Consider the following 14,601-nt stretch of genomic DNA (forward strand, 5'->3'; position numbering starts at 1 on the left):
CATGAATAAACAAGAAGTACGCCGTCTGATCAAAGAACGACTCGATATGATGGAGAACCGTGCGGAGAAGGAACGGTTGATTCACGAACATGTATTATTATTACCTGAATGGCAACAAGCGACTTGTGTCGCGATCACATTAGCTTTTCGAAATGAATGTGATACAAGAATGCTGATTGAACAAGCGTGGCAAGAGGGCAAGACGGTCTTGATACCAAAAGTAGTCGGAGAAGAGATGATCTTTTATGAACATGGACCAGAAGATCAACTGCAAGCAAATCAGATGGGGATTGCTGAACCGATCGCTTCAGCACGTCGCGCCTCACTTGATCAAGCAGAGCTTTGCCTTGTTCCAGGTCGCGCCTATCGTCGGGACGGCTATCGTTTAGGATGGGGAGGAGGCTATTACGATCGTGCACTCGTGCCATATACAGGATGTAAAGTATCGATTGCCTTTTCTGAACAACTTCTTCCAGATTTCGAAGTGGAAGCCTTTGATATCCCCGTTGACTTGATCGTCACTGAATTAGAGGTCATCCGATGCTAAGCGCGACCATTTTGTTTTGTCTATTGCTTGCTTGGACCGGACGATCTTTTCGTTTATTGACGACAAGTGGTGCTATCATGACCCTGCTCGTCGGTAGTGGTGTCTCATTCGGATTCGGTTGGCAAGGATTAGTAGTACTTTTACTCTTCTTTGGTAGCTCGAGTCTGTTATCGAAGGTCGGACGATCTAGAAAACAATCGGTCGACTCCATCGTTGAGAAAGACGGCGCGCGTGACGGATGGCAGGTCCTTGCGAATGGAGGGCTAGCGTTCGTTGCTGCCTTAGCGTATGCCATGACGATGGATTTTGCGTATCTCTTGTTATTTCTATTCGTCATCGCAGCATCGAATGCTGATACGTGGGCATCCGAAATCGGACCGCTCTCAAGACGTGATCCATGGTCGCTCAAAACGTTACGACGGGTACCAGCAGGAACAAGTGGAGCGATGTCGCTGATTGGAACGGTCGGTACGATCGCAGGAGCTGCGTTCATCGCGATAGCAGCGCATTGGATATTTTCTCTTTCTTTAAGAGACGTCTTACTCGTAACAAGTATCGGTGTACTCGGGAGCCTGCTGGATACACTATTTGGAGCAGTAGGGCAACGCGTTTACCGATGTACAGTTTGTGGGGAATACACAGAAAAGCGAAAGCACCATGGGCAACCGACAGCTTATGTTTCAGGTATTCGATTTTTAGGGAATGATGCTGTCAATGTCTTAACGAGTGGTTTGGCAAGTGGAATCGGGTTTATCATCGTTCGATTCTGGTAACTGGAAAGTATATGAGTATGTAATTCCTTATGTTAGGATATCAATGACACAAAATGGACAAATGTGATTAATTTCACATGATACAAATAATGTGAAAGATGTTACAATTTATTTGTGAGATAGTTAACAAACTCTTAGGACGAATGAAAGGGTGGACATAACGATATGGAATTACATGCGAAAGTGACACGGGTAGCCCTCATTGGAGCTGGTGCAGTCGGTTCAAGCTTTGCCTATCAGATGTCAACAGCTGGGCTTTGTGAAGAACTTGTCATCATTGATGTCAACAAAGCCAAAGCAGAGGGCGAGGCAATGGACTTAAACCATGGAACACCATTTAGCTCTTCACCGATGCGAATATGGGCTGGCGACTACGCGGACTGCCGCGAAGCGGAAGTCGTCGTCATCACGGCAGGCGCTCCACAAAAACCAGGTGAGACAAGACTCGATCTCGTTGCAAAGAATGCGTTGATCATGAAAGAAATGATTCGTCAAATCATGGATTCTGGTTTTGATGGGATCATCGTCGTGGCTTCTAATCCGGTTGATATCATGGCGCATCTTGCCTGGAAATATTCCGGTCTTCCGAAATCCCGCGTATTTGGATCAGGAACGGTGCTTGATACAGCACGTCTGCGTCAAATGCTTGGAGAATACTTTCACATTGACTCCCGAAATGCCCATGCCTATATTCTTGGAGAACATGGTGATACGGAATTCGCTGCCTGGAGTAACAGCCGTATTTATGGAAAAACGATTGATGAACTACTTGCTGAAGACGATCGTTATTCTCAAGCAGATCTTGATCAAATTTACATCAACGTCCGAGATGCTGCTTATCATATCATCGAGCGCAAAGGGGCAACCTACTATGCGATCGGGCTTGGGCTTGTTCGGATCGTTCGTGCCATCCTCGGAAATGAGAACTGTCTATTAACGGTCGGTGCGCATGTCGATGGGCAGTATGGCATTTCCGGTATCCACATTGGAGTTCCCGCCATCATTAATCGTCAAGGTGTGCGTGAAATCATTGAAGTCTCATTGACGGAAGAAGAGTTGAAGAAATTCCATCATTCTGCTGATGTATTGCGTCAGACGCTTGAACCCGTCTTGCAAGGATAAGCGTACGCATCATGCTGAAGGTATTACCGAAATAAAGTAGTAAAAAAACTCAAGTGTCGGACTTGCTTTATATTGTCCACACTTGAGTTTTTTTGATGTAAAGAACGAATACATAAAAAATCACATCTATTCGTCCAGTAGTAAAAAGAGAAAAATCTAGGTTTTATTTTACTAGAAAAGGGTTAAGTAAGAGATAGAAGCATTTTTACGTCATTTTTTGTACGTCATGATACCCAAAAAGGAGAGAACCGACAGTCATGTATACTTTTCGAAAACTTACTAAAGAGGATGCAGAACAATACTGGAATCTACGCCTTGAGGGATTAAAAAATCATCCAGATGCATTCGGTCATTCGTTTGATGATGAACAGCAAACCCCGCTCCGCGAAGTACAAGAAGGACTTGAGGGAGAACCCGACTCCGATGAGGTTTGGCTTGGTATGTTCGACGGTGATACGTTGTTTGGGTTTGGTCAGGTCAAACCATATGAATTGTCACGTGAATCGCATAAAGCGATGATTTCTGGAGTATACGTATCACCTGAATATCGCGGGGGTACTGGTCGCGCTTTAATGGAAGCCTTAATCGAGGAAGCGAAAAAGTTACCGGACGTCGAGCAAGTCATTCTTGCCGTTTTATCAGGAAACGAAGCCGCACAAAATCTTTATGAGTCGCTCGGTTTTGAAGTATATGCCGAAGATCCAGATTCCGTAAAATTAGAAGACGGCACATATCGTGATGATATTTGGATGAAGAAGTACGTCTAAGTTCTTCAGAGGATGTAGATTAGAAGCTGTAGCAAAAAAAGTGCTACAGCTTTTTTGCATGGTATCCGTAGGATATCAGTATCGGCAAAGAATGAATATTTGTTATCATGAGAACAAAGCGGATGTCACATCGTAGTCCGATTGAAAGGGAGCGAATGAACATGAAAGAAGTCATACGTACGATTGAAGAGCTTGTCTCGATTCCGAGTCCAACAGGTTCGACAAAAGAAGCGATTACATATGTAGAAAAGCGATTGGTATCAGAAGGAATCACGTATCGAAAACTTGAGAAAGGAGCGATTTTAGCGACACTACCTGGTGCTTCAACGCGTACACGGTTACTGACGGCACACGTCGACACACTAGGAGCGATGGTGAAAGAGATTTTACCAACAGGACGACTTCGTTTATCACAACTGGGGGGATATGCTTGGACAGCAATTGAAGGTGAGAACTGTCTCATTCACAAGATGGACGGTCAAACGATTTCAGGTACGATCGTGTTCCACCATTCGAGTGTTCATACGTCGCGCGAGACGAATAAGACGGAACGCTCCGCTGATAATATCGAAGTACGGCTCGATATCCGTTCAACGACAGCAGAAGAGACGCGCGTTGCGGGGATTGAAGTAGGAGACATCGTAACATTTGATCCGCGATTCCTCTACACGGAAACGGGATTCGTGAAGTCGCGCCATCTCGACGATAAAGCATCCGTTGCTTTGTTGCTTGAATTGATCAAGGAATGGAAAACAATCGAGCTGCCACACACGGTCCAGATTCTGATTTCAAATTACGAAGAAGTTGGATTCGGTGGAAATGCTGGATTCACGGAAGAAGTCGCAGAATACATCGCGGTCGACATGGGGGCACTAGGAGACGGTCAACACTCCGATGAATTCACGGTCTCGATCTGTGCGAAAGATGGTTCGGGTCCATATGACTTGGCTTTACGCCACCAGTTAACGCGTTTAGCACAACGTAACAGTATTCCATATAAGGTTGATATCTATCCATTCTATAGCTCGGATGCCTCAGCGGCAGTAAGTGCGGGACACGACGTCCGGCACGGATTGTTCGGTCCGGGAATCGAATCGAGTCATTCGTACGAACGTACACATGAGACGTCGTTACAAGCGACATATGATTTGTTGCATGCCTATGTAAAGGAGCCGATGGTTGATGAAGACACTGTATGACGTACAGCAGTTACTCAAGACATACGGAACATTCATCTATCTTGGGGACCGAGCGTCCGATATCGCGATGATGATGCTTGAACTCGATGAATTACAAGAAGCAGGCGTTTTGGAACAACGTCAGTACGATTCAGCGAAACTAATCTTACGACATGAATTAAAGCGTTCACAATCCGATAACATTTAAGATTGTGCAACCCTTTGCGCAAACGGGTTATGTCCGGTAAAATGAGGAAGCAGACATTATATGAGTATAGGGGAGACGAAGCAATGAAATGGTTACTCGGCATTGATATCGGCGGCACGACAGTCAAAATGGCAATTTTGGATTTGCAAGGGATCATTGTAGAAAAGTGGGAAATCGAGACGGTCGTTTTGAATGATGGCGTACAAATTCCTGGAGATATCGCAAAATCCTTCTTTGAGAAGTGTCAAGAGAGCAATAAACGACCAGAAGATTTCGTCGGAGCGGGCATCGGTGCGCCGGGATTCATTGATTTCAATACAGGTGTCGTTGAGAAAGCAGTCAATATCGGTTGGACTAACTTTGAACTCATCGGTGAATTCGAACGTTTGACGGGTTTACCGGCTGTGCTTGAAAATGATGCGAACGCAGCGGCAATCGGTGAGATGTGGAAAGGTGCCGGTAGTGGGGCAACCGAACTCCTTGCTGTCACACTCGGTACGGGCGTCGGTGGTGGTCTGATCACGAACGGACAAATCGTGCATGGTACAGTCGGAATGGCTGGAGAAATCGGTCATATCACGATGTTGCCTGAAGGTGGCGTCCTATGTGGATGTGGTCGCAAAGGATGTCTTGAGACGATCGCGTCAGCAACAGGGATCGCTCGTCTTGGTCTTGAGAAGCGTAAAGGGAAAGAAACGTTACTCAACGACATCAAGGCAGTGACAGCAAAAGACGTATTCGAAGCGTATGAGAAAGGAGACCGGATTGCAACGGAAGTCGTAGAAGAAGTGACGTTCCATCTCGGTCTTGCCATCTCCAACTTAGCGAACAGTATTAACCCGGAAATCATCGTTATCGGTGGTGGTGTGTCAAAAGCGGGCGAGACATTGCTTGCACCACTCCGTCAACAGTTCGAACGCTTCGCTTTACCACGGGTTTTCGGATCAACGACGTTCAAGATTGCCGAGCTTGGAAACGATGCAGGAGTCATCGGCTGTGCATGGCTTGCGAAGCAGATGTTTCTCAAAAAATGATAATATTCAATTTCAGTAAAAGGTTCGCTTCGGCGAATCTTTTTTTTGTTTACAAACGTACAGTAATTATGTGATTGTTAAGTATCTTCCGGATTCCAGTTGCATTTTTGTAAAACTAAGCGTAAAATTTTCACGTGATATGGGTATATGTAAATTATGAGGTAAGTTGTGTGAACTGAAATCAGAAAGCACATGTAAATTAGGAGGCAGGTTTTTATGCAGCAAGACGCAAACATCTGGTCGCGAATGCGCCTAAAGATGGGTCAAGGCGTTCGCAGCACCTATAAAGAGCACAAGCTCTTTTGGATTGCGACCTTATTGATTTGGTTAAAAACGTATTTAGCGTATACACTTTTCTTCAACGTTCCCGTAACAAACTCTGCGCAAGCATTCATTCTACTAATTAACCCAATTAGTTCAGCGCTCTTCATGTTCGGGTTCAGCTTCTTCTTCCGAGGAAATGTTCAAAAATGGTTCATCTACGGCACACTGTTCGTCGCGACACTCATTTTATATGCGGACATCATTTTCTTCCGCTTCTTTAATGACTATCTGACGTTGCCGGTATTGTTCCAAACATCGAATGCGGAAACTGTTTCTGCATCGCTCGGGTCACTTTTGAATTGGTCCGATTTATTGATCGTCGGTGACTTGATCATCTTACCGTTCTTCTTACGGAAAATGGACATGTCAAAAAATGTTGCGTCACGTGGACGCGCGATTCTCGCATTCGTTGCAGCAGTTGTCGTTTTCCTTGGAAACTTGACGCTCGCTGAGACAGAACGTCCAGAATTGCTCACACGTGCCTTCGACCGAGAATTGCTCGTTAAAAACATCGGAACATTTAACTTCCATATGTATGATGCTCTCATTCAGTCTAAGACATCTGCGCAAAAAGCACTCGCGGACAGTTCTGAACTGTCGGAAGTTCAAAGTTTCATTGATTCAAAACATGCTGAACCGAACCCAGCTATGTTCGGAAAGTACAAAGGAAAGAACGTCATCGTCGTTTCCTTTGAGTCGGCACAATCCTTTGCAGTTGGATTAAAAGCACCAAACGGACAAGAGATTACACCGAACCTGAATAAGTTGATCAAGGAATCGCATTCATGGGATAACTTCTATCACAACACAGGACAAGGGAAAACGGCAGATGCTGAGTTCATTCTCGAAAACTCGATCTATCCACTTGGACGCGGTGCAGCATTCTTTACGAACGGAGAAAATGAATTCCGGGCAACTCCTGAAATGCTGAAAGAAGACGGCTATTATTCAGCTGTTTTCCATGCAAACAACAAATCGTTCTGGAACCGAGACATCGTCTACAATAGCTTTGGCGTCGATCGTTTCTTCTCAGAGACGGATTATGACCTAGGTGATCCAGCAGATTTGACGGAGTGGGGCTTGCTTGACGATAAATTCTTTGAACAGTCATTGCCGATGTTGAAAGATTTACCACGTCCGTTCTATTCGAAGTTCATCACATTGACGAACCACTATCCATTTGAGATGCCAAAACCAGAAGATGAACTTGTACCACCGCTTGAGACAAGTTCTACGACGCTGAACCACTACGTTCAGGCACTAGCGTATCAAGATATGGCACTCGGTAAATTCATCGAGGGTCTGAAAAAAGATGGTACGTGGGATGATACGATCTTCATGGTCTATGGTGACCACTATGGTATCTCGACGAACCACAATGCTGCGATGGCAGAACTCATGAACAAAGATGAGTTGACGCCGTATGATGTCGCGCAATTGCAACGTGTACCATTCGTGATCCATTTACCGGGTCAAACGAAAGGTGTCAAACATGAAGACGTCGCGAGCCAAATCGACATTAAACCGACATTGCTTCATCTGTTAGGACAAGACTTCAAGAATGAAGTATTGTTCGGTACTGATCTCTTCTCGAAACAGCACAAGGATTATGCGCTGTTCCGCGATGGTTCCGTCATAACAGACAAAACGGTTTATACGCAGGAAACATGTTATGATCGTCAGACAGGTGAAGAGGTAAAAGATGGAGAGTTAGCAGAGATGTGTAAACAATCTACGAAACAATCCGAGAAGGAGTTAGGACTTTCGGATAAAGTCATCTATGGTGACTTGCTCCGTTTCCTTCAAACTTCAAAATAAGATGAAGAAAACGAATCTACTTTCGAGTGGATTCGTTTTTTTGTAGAAAGGCAAATAAAAAGAGAGATGCGCGAGGTATCTCTCTTCAGATTTTAGACAAAAGGGCTGACACCAAAAAATGACGCATCTTTTCACGCCCTTTCCTTAGGCGAGACACACGCCCGTTTGTCTCTGACAGCGCAAAATTGCGCTTTTTCCTGTAAGAGTGGCGTGTAACGCGTCATTCTTTTGATACTCGGAAGAAGGATCAGGGAAGCGTTTTGTTCACTCGACATCGCTTCCTAGGGAATAACAAGCAAGAGCGACCCTGCAGCGAATTGAAGCGGCGCGATGCTTGTCTCAGGAAAACGATTCGAAACGAACAAAAAAGTGCAATCCTTCTCGTTAGAGAAAAATTGCACTTTGTCTTTAGTCTCAAGGGGCTGACTCAAAAAAAAGAATGACGCGTCATTCTTTTTATTACGAGATAAGGGAGGCAGATCATCAATCTGCCTCCCTTATCTTTGTAGATACTGACTTTTGAGTCAGCCTCTTTTTAGCGTATCTTGATTACGATGGAATACCGCCGTAAATCAATGTCGCAATCCCGAACCAGCCGAATAAGACGACAGTCAGACCTGCGAATACGAGTGGAAACATTTGGCGTTTCTTAAGTGAACGAACGACGGCCCAAACGCCGACGAGTGCGACGAAGAAGAAAAGCCAACCGATTGGTTGATCCAAATGCATGACGTACTCCCCCTTAAACAATCACGTTATGAATTTCACGAAGATTTCACTTAAATCTCACTTTTTAGTTTATCCGACTCGCGGGATAAAGTCGAGAGGGCGTTGCAGGAACTTTCGACAATTTCGTGTATAGTAGGAGAAGAGTCTATTGTAAAGGGGTTTTATAGAATGGAAATCGTAATGATCACTTCCGGTATGGCATCTGAGAATGGTTATTTGTTATTTAAAGATAAGGAATGTCTCGTCATTGATCCGGGTACAGAAGATATGCGGTTTTTCGATGAGATTGAAAGTCGGGGAGCAACATTAAAAGCGATTTTGTTGACGCATGCGCATTTTGACCACATTGGTGGTGTGGATATGTTACGACGCTTCACGGAAGCCCCTGTCTACGTGCATCCGGAAGAAGCAGGATGGCTCGGTAATCCAGAATGGAATGGTTCAGCAAAATTCGGAATGCCACCGATGCGGATGAAACCAGCGGATCATTTGTTGCAACCAGGACGATTGACGATCGGTAGCTTTTCGATGCATGTACTTGAGACGCCAGGACACTCACCAGGAAGTGTGACGTTCTACTTTAAAGGAGAACGGATCGCGTTCGGTGGAGATCTCCTGTTCCAGCAAGGCGTCGGACGAACGGATCTACACGGTGGGGATCAAGACGTATTGATGCGTTCACTGGATCGACTCATCGCGGAACTACCGGCAGATACGACGGTTTATCCAGGGCATGGTCCGAGTACGACGATTCGTCAAGAAATGAAATCGAATCCATTCCTCTGACTAAAAAAACTCGCCATCCAAAAGGATGACGAGTTTTTTTCATTACATCTGGAAGTTCGACCAGTACGTAAAGACGATGAAAAATACAGTTAAGTAAGCTCCAAAGATATAGACATACGTTTTTTCAGTTAAGCGCAAGTAACCGAGCGCTGCAAAAAAGACAGTTTGTGCTAAGAAGACGAAGCCCATGACTAAAAATGAATCCGTATGCTCACTTGAGCTTGCATCGCCACCCAATGCGCCGATAAATGCCATGACTGCGATGATACCAGTCCAGAAACCGAGTACGCGGTACATTCTCCCCATTCCTATAACCCCCTAAATCCGACAGATAGTCAATATACGTACTTATTTTACCAAGCAAACAATCATCCGTCCATCCTGTTCTAGTGATTGTTAAGGAATAACTGTGAACAAAAGATGAAGTTTCAAAAAAAGTTGTACAATAGTTGTACAAAAGGTGTACAAAGTCAAATTGACGTGCTATAGTAACTGTAATGAAACCCCACACTTTGAGAGGAGGAGCAAAAATGACGAATGAGTTAGTCTTTTTCACATACCCAAGCTGTACATCATGTCGTAAAACGAAATCATGGTTAAAAGAGGACCATGTTGATGTAGAGGAACGTCATCTGTTCAGAAATGCTCCAACAGTTGATGAACTCATGGAACTGTTGAAATTATCGACGGATGGGATTGAAAGTTTGCTCGCAACACGCAGTCAAGCCTTCAAGGATCTCGGCATTGATATTGAAGACATGAAACTCAGTGAGTTATTACGCCTCATGAGTGACAATCCGAAATTATTACGCCGCCCAATCATCACTGATGGAAAACAACTTGTTATCGGATACGATAAACCAGGTCTTGAGACATTGGCGAAGCGTAAACATCGGACAATCGCACACGTATCGTAAAGAAGCCGGTTTGGTCGGCTTCTTTTTTTTGTGTATTGTTTGCGGTAGGGAGGTGAAGAGAAATGAAGGAATGGACGACACAACTCATGGAACGATTCGAATCACTTGGTGCAACAGATGTTCATTTCGTACCGAATGAAGCTTGCGTCCGAATAGTTTGTCGAACGGGTGATGGTTTGTGTGAACAAGAAGAGGTGGAACTGACACGTTACCGGACACTTGTCAGTCATGTCCGCTATGAGGCGAACTTAAAGGAACAGAATGAGCGGATTCCGCAAAGTGGTTTGTATCCGCACGGGAAAAAGGGCATGCGTGTCTCGTTGTTACCGAGTCGACAAGGGGATGCGATGTCGTGGCGATTTTATCGATCAACGGTCTCTCAAGAAACAGCTTTACGAACGTTACACAATCAATTGGACTTCGCTTGGTTAGCTGAACAACGACACGGGTGTATCGTCATTTCTGGATCGACAGGTGCAGGAAAGACGACGATGTTATATTCCTTGATGAGTGCAATGGAAGAAAAGCGAATCATCTCGATTGAAGATCCGGTGGAATGTACGGTACCAAACGTCTTACAACTGGAACTAAATGAAAAGGCAGGCTTCACTGCTACGCGATGTTTTGAGGAAATATTGCGAGCGGATCCGGATTGGATTGCTTTTGGTGAGGTGCGGACGAGAGAGGCAGCACGTTTGACGATGAATGCCGCACTTAGTGGTCACGTCGTGTTATTTACGTTACACGCTGGAAGTATTGATGAGGCGCGATTGCGATTGCGTAGTTTAGGGATCGAAGAGTCAGAACTAGCTGTCTGTCAACGCATCATTCATCTCGAGCGAAAAGGAGAGGATGTCCGCTGTACCGTCAGAAACTTACAAGCCGCGATCAAAGTCGGTTCTTAAAACGATATCACCGTTTGTTATCAAAAGGCATTTCCGCGAAAGAGACGTTACTCATTTTAAAACGATTCGAGCGTCAGCCGTTCGCGGAAGTAGTCGGAGAAATGGAACAACGTCTTGAGAAAGGAGACTCCTTTGCAGCATCGCTTGAACCGCTTGCGTTAACGAATACCTTAAAACGACTTCTTTTCGTTGGAGAAAGGACAGAGCGACCATTGCTCGTTCTTCGCCAAATCGTGAAACTGCTCGACCTCGAAACAGAAATGCGATCGAAGTTTTGGAAGATGATTCGGTATCCGCTTGTTCTAGCGACCAGTCTATTCCTTCTGTTCTTCTTTTACGCCCTCTACGTATTTCCGTCTCTCCTCGAGATGTCGGACCCGAAGACTCTCCCCTCATTTCTGCATCTCCTTCTTCACCCCTCTGCGAAATATCTGCTCGCAAGTATTCCCGTTATTTTGTTGACCTCCGGGTACCTCTTTTTTCGCTTCTTTCCGTTAAACCGTATTTTACGACTGAAACCGCTACAGCGTTTGATTCGCCTCTACTACAGCTATTTATTCACGATCGAAGTAGGATCGTTCATCGATGCTGGCTTCTCGCTCGAAGAGACCTTTCGCCATCTAGAGCAAGGACAAGCGAATAAAAAAGGGCATCTCTATGCTCGTCTACATGCTAAACAACAGGCAGGGGAACCACTTGCAGAAGCGCTTGGCGAAGATGAGATCATCGAAGCCGAGACGATTGGAATCGTCCATTTGGCGCGGGAAAGTGGCGATCTTGGACCGTTATTGCTTGAACAAGCGACACTTTTGCATGAGTCGATGGAAGAGGAACTAGAGAAAAAGTTGTTATGGATCGAGCCGATTTTGTACGGTGGATTGACGATCATGACGGGAACGTTGTTTCTCATCTTGTATTATCCGATACAGCTAGCGATACAGCAGCTTCCATTCTAAACAGAGGAGACGATACGATGAAACAATTCTTAAAGCGACAGGATGGATTCACCTTACTTGAGATGGCAGCCGTCTTATTGATCATTTCGTTATTACTGCTCGTTTTGATTCCAACGATGACAAGTGGAAAGGACCAGGCGAAAGGTGTCAGTTGTGAGGCGAACATTCGAGTCATTCGGTCAGAGGTTAATTTGTATTACGCGAAAGAGAAAAAGTACCCGGAATCGCTCCAGACAATCAATCGCGGTACAGCTGATAAACCGAATGCCCTCGTCTGTGATCAGGAGACGTATACGTATGATCCGAAGACTGGCGAACTTACGAAGTGAACAAGGATTTACCTTGTTTGAGATGACGGCGGTGCTGACAATCATTGCTTGTTTACTTGTTTTTTTGTTGCCGGCACTGTTTGAAAAACGACCGGACTGGATTCCGCTTGAACAAGAGGTTCGTCTGATGGAACAAGATATTCAGACACTTCGACTGATGCAGTACTCAAAGCAAGATCAAGCATTGATGCAGTTTCGATTTCGAGGGGATGGTACGGGATATCTTGTCCTTGCGGATGACCGGTTGTTATGGCAACGAACATTTCAAAATGGTCATACGTGTACCGTTCCGCCCTCGAATCGCATCATCTATTTTAAAAGCTATCACTCGATCTATGCAGCGACCTGGTCTTGCCGTTCGGCAACAGCTGAATATGAAATCAAATTCTTACTTGGGAACTATCAAATGGCAATCCGTAAAGTGAGGTGAGAAGTATGCAGAACGAACGCCAAGCGGGCTTCTCTTTGCTTGAAGTGATGCTCTCTATCGTTGCGATCGGTATCTTCATGACGTTAGCGATCGATCCTTATCTCGAGTTACGGACGAAACAAATGAAATGGGAACAAGAGACGGAACAGCTTGAGCAGATGGCGACGGATCAAGTTGAAAACCGAACAGCGTCCTATGTCCTGAAACAAGGAGCGTGGTGCAATGAAACGATGTGTCTTGCGAGCGGAATCCGGAATGACCCTTCTCGAACTGTCATTCGTCCTATGGCTGAGCCCATTTCTTCTGCTGGCAATCTTGACATTGACCCCACTCGTTCGTCCGCCGGAAGTCAACCGAATGAATGAAGAATTGTTCTTTCATACCGTGGAACGACTGATGTGGCGCAGTACGATGTGTGAGCGCGTCGGAGACGAGATTCGTGGAATGGACGTCAATCCGGGAGAGACGGCTGAAAAGTGGCGTCTCGTCCGTGTGCAAGATCAACTACGTCTCAAGAAAGAACAGGGAGGTGAACTGACATACGCCCGCGACGTCAAACAATATACCGTGTCAGGCGATGCCGAGATTCTCTCGATTCAGTTGAACGACAGCAGACGTTCCTTCCGATGCGTCAGGAAGGATTCATCTTGATTCAAACGTTACTGTTACTTCTAGGAATGGGAGTCGTGCTCTTGATTTCTTGCCAGCAGATTGACGAAGAGATGAGGCATCATCAGTTAGAGCAAGAAGCGCTCCAACTTGAATCTCTCATCCGAGCGGCGAAAGCAGATTGTACGAAGGACGAGACCCTCCGCTACCCAATCGGACAAGTCAGCTGTACAGCGACCGATAAAGGCTTTAAAATGGAAGCGAGATTAGAGAATGGTCAAAGAATCGAGGCGGTCGTCACACATGAGTAAGGTTTATTTGATTGGGTTTATGGGAACTGGTAAAACAGCCGTCGGACATCGATTGGGTTCACAATACGAGGTCGACGAACTGGATGAACGGTTCGAACAGGAACATGGACAAACGATTACCGCTTTTTTCGCTGAGCATGGCGAAGTAGGGTTTCGTACACATGAAAGCGAATTGTTGAAGAGTAGCAAAGCCGAAGTGGTTGTCACAGGTGGCGGGATCGTCGAACGAGAAGAGAACCGACTGTACATGCAGGAGTCCGGAACAGTCGTCTGGATCGATACACCCTTTGATTTGATTTGGGAACGGATCGCCGCTGATCCGAATCGTCCACTCGTGACAGAACGGGAACAAGTGAGACGATTGTTTGAACGTCGCTATTCCTTATATGCTGGAGTAGCTACTGTCCGACTCGAAGGAACGGCATCAATCGAAGAATTAACGCGTGCGATTGAAACTGTATTGGAGGAGAAGTCATGATTTGGATTACGTTAGGTATTATTTTATTGGCTATCATAGGACTCGTGTTGTTCGGATTCAGTCTTTACAAAAAGAAGCTGTCTCAGGATATTCGGCAGTTAAAACAACTGATGGACCGCTTTACGATTCGTCAGCAAACCTTGCAGACGAACATTGATCATACGACGCAGCGAATCGATCAAATCAAAGGGAATATCAATCGAATCACTGAAGAAGGAAATCGTGTGAAGCAAGGAGCGAGCCAATTGGTGACGGAAGGTCGTCGACTCCAGGAAGAAATCAAACGAACTGCCGGAATCAAACAATTTTGAAATGGCTTTCATGGGAAGAATATGAAACAATAGGAGAGAAGGGACAGGGTCCTTTCTCTCTTTTTCGTA

The 14,601-nt window shown here is 45.3% G+C and carries 21 protein-coding genes; 19 read left to right on the plus strand and 2 right to left on the minus strand.

Going from position 1 to position 14,601, the window contains the following annotated elements; genetic code table 11:
• Position 1 precedes the first annotated feature (1 nt).
• From KNQ12_RS08735 to KNQ12_RS08770, 8 genes are all read left to right on the plus strand, one after another.
• Positions 2-547, plus strand: a complete 546-nt coding sequence (locus KNQ12_RS08735; protein WP_214747592.1) for a 5-formyltetrahydrofolate cyclo-ligase — start codon at positions 2-4, stop codon at positions 545-547.
• Positions 541-1,320, plus strand: coding sequence for a DUF92 domain-containing protein (locus KNQ12_RS08740; RefSeq protein ID WP_055966883.1), 780 nt, complete (start codon positions 541-543; stop codon positions 1,318-1,320). The genes KNQ12_RS08735 and KNQ12_RS08740 overlap by 7 nt, the downstream gene beginning before the upstream one ends.
• Positions 1,321-1,485: 165 nt before the next feature.
• The gene (locus KNQ12_RS08745; RefSeq protein ID WP_023467547.1) at positions 1,486-2,442 is read left to right on the plus strand and encodes an L-lactate dehydrogenase; all 957 of its coding nucleotides are present in this window, start codon (positions 1,486-1,488) and stop codon (positions 2,440-2,442) included.
• A 257-nt stretch (positions 2,443-2,699) separates the two neighbouring features.
• Positions 2,700-3,209, plus strand: a complete 510-nt coding sequence (locus KNQ12_RS08750) for a GNAT family N-acetyltransferase (RefSeq protein ID WP_023467548.1) — start codon at positions 2,700-2,702, stop codon at positions 3,207-3,209.
• A gap of 161 nt (positions 3,210-3,370) precedes the next feature.
• Complete coding sequence (locus KNQ12_RS08755) at positions 3,371-4,408, plus strand: M42 family metallopeptidase (protein WP_023467549.1); 1,038 nt, start codon at positions 3,371-3,373, stop codon at positions 4,406-4,408.
• Entirely contained in the window at positions 4,392-4,595 is a 204-nt protein-coding gene (locus KNQ12_RS08760; protein WP_023467550.1) for a YqgQ family protein, read from the plus strand. Before KNQ12_RS08755 ends, KNQ12_RS08760 begins: the two co-directional genes overlap by 17 nt.
• A gap of 83 nt (positions 4,596-4,678) precedes the next feature.
• Positions 4,679-5,629, plus strand: coding sequence for an ROK family glucokinase (locus tag KNQ12_RS08765; RefSeq protein ID WP_023467551.1), 951 nt, complete (start codon positions 4,679-4,681; stop codon positions 5,627-5,629).
• Positions 5,630-5,845: 216 nt separating this feature from the next.
• Positions 5,846-7,771 (plus strand): LTA synthase family protein, encoded by a 1,926-nt coding sequence (locus KNQ12_RS08770; protein ID WP_023467552.1) that lies wholly within the window; start codon positions 5,846-5,848, stop codon positions 7,769-7,771.
• A gap of 549 nt (positions 7,772-8,320) precedes the next feature.
• On the opposite strand, the gene KNQ12_RS08775 is transcribed toward KNQ12_RS08770, so the two are convergent.
• Complete coding sequence (locus KNQ12_RS08775) at positions 8,321-8,500, minus strand: DUF2759 domain-containing protein (protein ID WP_023467553.1); 180 nt, start codon at positions 8,498-8,500, stop codon at positions 8,321-8,323.
• Positions 8,501-8,668: 168 nt separating this feature from the next.
• Here KNQ12_RS08775 and KNQ12_RS08780 point away from each other — a divergent pair, with 168 nt between their 5' ends.
• The gene (locus tag KNQ12_RS08780) at positions 8,669-9,286 is read left to right on the plus strand and encodes an MBL fold metallo-hydrolase (RefSeq protein WP_023467554.1); all 618 of its coding nucleotides are present in this window, start codon (positions 8,669-8,671) and stop codon (positions 9,284-9,286) included.
• Positions 9,287-9,328: 42 nt separating this feature from the next.
• Here the strand turns inward: KNQ12_RS08780 and KNQ12_RS08785 are convergent, their stop codons facing one another.
• A complete protein-coding gene (locus KNQ12_RS08785; RefSeq protein ID WP_023467555.1) occupies positions 9,329-9,592 on the minus strand; it encodes a DUF2626 family protein in 264 nt (87 codons plus the stop codon).
• Between the two features lie 224 nt (positions 9,593-9,816).
• Here KNQ12_RS08785 and KNQ12_RS08790 point away from each other — a divergent pair, with 224 nt between their 5' ends.
• The 10 genes from KNQ12_RS08790 to KNQ12_RS08835 all read left to right on the plus strand — a co-directional run bounded on the left by KNQ12_RS08790 (position 9,817) and on the right by KNQ12_RS08835 (position 14,532).
• Positions 9,817-10,203, plus strand: a complete 387-nt coding sequence (locus tag KNQ12_RS08790) for a Spx/MgsR family RNA polymerase-binding regulatory protein (RefSeq protein WP_214747595.1) — start codon at positions 9,817-9,819, stop codon at positions 10,201-10,203.
• Between the two features lie 62 nt (positions 10,204-10,265).
• Positions 10,266-11,108 carry an ATPase, T2SS/T4P/T4SS family gene (locus KNQ12_RS08795; RefSeq protein ID WP_023467557.1) on the plus strand — a complete coding sequence of 281 codons (843 nt, stop codon included), beginning with the start codon at positions 10,266-10,268 and terminating at the stop codon, positions 11,106-11,108.
• Between the two features lie 14 nt (positions 11,109-11,122).
• Positions 11,123-12,064, plus strand: a complete 942-nt coding sequence (locus tag KNQ12_RS08800; RefSeq protein ID WP_058265105.1) for a type II secretion system F family protein — start codon at positions 11,123-11,125, stop codon at positions 12,062-12,064.
• 17 nt (positions 12,065-12,081) lie between these two features.
• A complete protein-coding gene (locus tag KNQ12_RS08805; RefSeq protein ID WP_023467559.1) occupies positions 12,082-12,393 on the plus strand; it encodes a competence type IV pilus major pilin ComGC in 312 nt (103 codons plus the stop codon).
• Complete coding sequence (locus tag KNQ12_RS08810; protein ID WP_035398319.1) at positions 12,362-12,823, plus strand: prepilin-type N-terminal cleavage/methylation domain-containing protein; 462 nt, start codon at positions 12,362-12,364, stop codon at positions 12,821-12,823. Before KNQ12_RS08805 ends, KNQ12_RS08810 begins: the two co-directional genes overlap by 32 nt.
• A 5-nt stretch (positions 12,824-12,828) precedes the next feature.
• Positions 12,829-13,188, plus strand: coding sequence for a type II secretion system protein (locus KNQ12_RS08815; RefSeq protein WP_214747598.1), 360 nt, complete (start codon positions 12,829-12,831; stop codon positions 13,186-13,188).
• Entirely contained in the window at positions 13,181-13,474 is a 294-nt protein-coding gene (locus KNQ12_RS08820; protein WP_214747601.1) for a hypothetical protein, read from the plus strand. Before KNQ12_RS08815 ends, KNQ12_RS08820 begins: the two co-directional genes overlap by 8 nt.
• Positions 13,471-13,743, plus strand: a complete 273-nt coding sequence (locus KNQ12_RS08825) for a hypothetical protein (RefSeq protein WP_231925701.1) — start codon at positions 13,471-13,473, stop codon at positions 13,741-13,743. Before KNQ12_RS08820 ends, KNQ12_RS08825 begins: the two co-directional genes overlap by 4 nt.
• Positions 13,736-14,221, plus strand: coding sequence for a shikimate kinase (locus tag KNQ12_RS08830; RefSeq protein WP_214747604.1), 486 nt, complete (start codon positions 13,736-13,738; stop codon positions 14,219-14,221). The genes KNQ12_RS08825 and KNQ12_RS08830 overlap by 8 nt, the downstream gene beginning before the upstream one ends.
• Positions 14,218-14,532, plus strand: coding sequence for a hypothetical protein (locus KNQ12_RS08835; RefSeq protein WP_214747606.1), 315 nt, complete (start codon positions 14,218-14,220; stop codon positions 14,530-14,532). Before KNQ12_RS08830 ends, KNQ12_RS08835 begins: the two co-directional genes overlap by 4 nt.
• Positions 14,533-14,601 lie beyond the last annotated feature (69 nt).

This window comes from Exiguobacterium sp. s11 (assembly GCF_018619015.1).
Taxonomy (GTDB): Bacteria; Bacillota; Bacilli; order Exiguobacteriales; family Exiguobacteriaceae; genus Exiguobacterium_A; species Exiguobacterium_A indicum.

Bases quoted from the DNA above. Each gene is read 5' to 3' on its own strand.
- KNQ12_RS08735 (WP_214747592.1), top strand. From the start codon at position 2: ATGAATAAACAAGAAGTACGCCGTCTGATCAAAGAACGACTCGATATG.
- KNQ12_RS08740 (WP_055966883.1), top strand. From the start codon at position 541: ATGCTAAGCGCGACCATTTTGTTTTGTCTATTGCTTGCTTGGACCGGA.
- KNQ12_RS08745 (WP_023467547.1), top strand. From the start codon at position 1,486: ATGGAATTACATGCGAAAGTGACACGGGTAGCCCTCATTGGAGCTGGT.
- KNQ12_RS08750 (WP_023467548.1), top strand. From the start codon at position 2,700: ATGTATACTTTTCGAAAACTTACTAAAGAGGATGCAGAACAATACTGG.
- KNQ12_RS08755 (WP_023467549.1), top strand. From the start codon at position 3,371: ATGAAAGAAGTCATACGTACGATTGAAGAGCTTGTCTCGATTCCGAGT.
- KNQ12_RS08760 (WP_023467550.1), top strand. From the start codon at position 4,392: ATGAAGACACTGTATGACGTACAGCAGTTACTCAAGACATACGGAACA.
- KNQ12_RS08765 (WP_023467551.1), top strand. From the start codon at position 4,679: ATGAAATGGTTACTCGGCATTGATATCGGCGGCACGACAGTCAAAATG.
- KNQ12_RS08770 (WP_023467552.1), top strand. From the start codon at position 5,846: ATGCAGCAAGACGCAAACATCTGGTCGCGAATGCGCCTAAAGATGGGT.
- KNQ12_RS08775 (WP_023467553.1), bottom strand. From the start codon at position 8,500: ATGCATTTGGATCAACCAATCGGTTGGCTTTTCTTCTTCGTCGCACTC.
- KNQ12_RS08780 (WP_023467554.1), top strand. From the start codon at position 8,669: ATGGAAATCGTAATGATCACTTCCGGTATGGCATCTGAGAATGGTTAT.
- KNQ12_RS08785 (WP_023467555.1), bottom strand. From the start codon at position 9,592: ATGGGGAGAATGTACCGCGTACTCGGTTTCTGGACTGGTATCATCGCA.
- KNQ12_RS08790 (WP_214747595.1), top strand. From the start codon at position 9,817: ATGACGAATGAGTTAGTCTTTTTCACATACCCAAGCTGTACATCATGT.
- KNQ12_RS08795 (WP_023467557.1), top strand. From the start codon at position 10,266: ATGAAGGAATGGACGACACAACTCATGGAACGATTCGAATCACTTGGT.
- KNQ12_RS08805 (WP_023467559.1), top strand. From the start codon at position 12,082: ATGAAACAATTCTTAAAGCGACAGGATGGATTCACCTTACTTGAGATG.
- KNQ12_RS08810 (WP_035398319.1), top strand. From the start codon at position 12,362: ATGATCCGAAGACTGGCGAACTTACGAAGTGAACAAGGATTTACCTTG.
- KNQ12_RS08815 (WP_214747598.1), top strand. From the start codon at position 12,829: ATGCAGAACGAACGCCAAGCGGGCTTCTCTTTGCTTGAAGTGATGCTC.
- KNQ12_RS08820 (WP_214747601.1), top strand. From the start codon at position 13,181: ATGAATGAAGAATTGTTCTTTCATACCGTGGAACGACTGATGTGGCGC.
- KNQ12_RS08830 (WP_214747604.1), top strand. From the start codon at position 13,736: ATGAGTAAGGTTTATTTGATTGGGTTTATGGGAACTGGTAAAACAGCC.
- KNQ12_RS08835 (WP_214747606.1), top strand. From the start codon at position 14,218: ATGATTTGGATTACGTTAGGTATTATTTTATTGGCTATCATAGGACTC.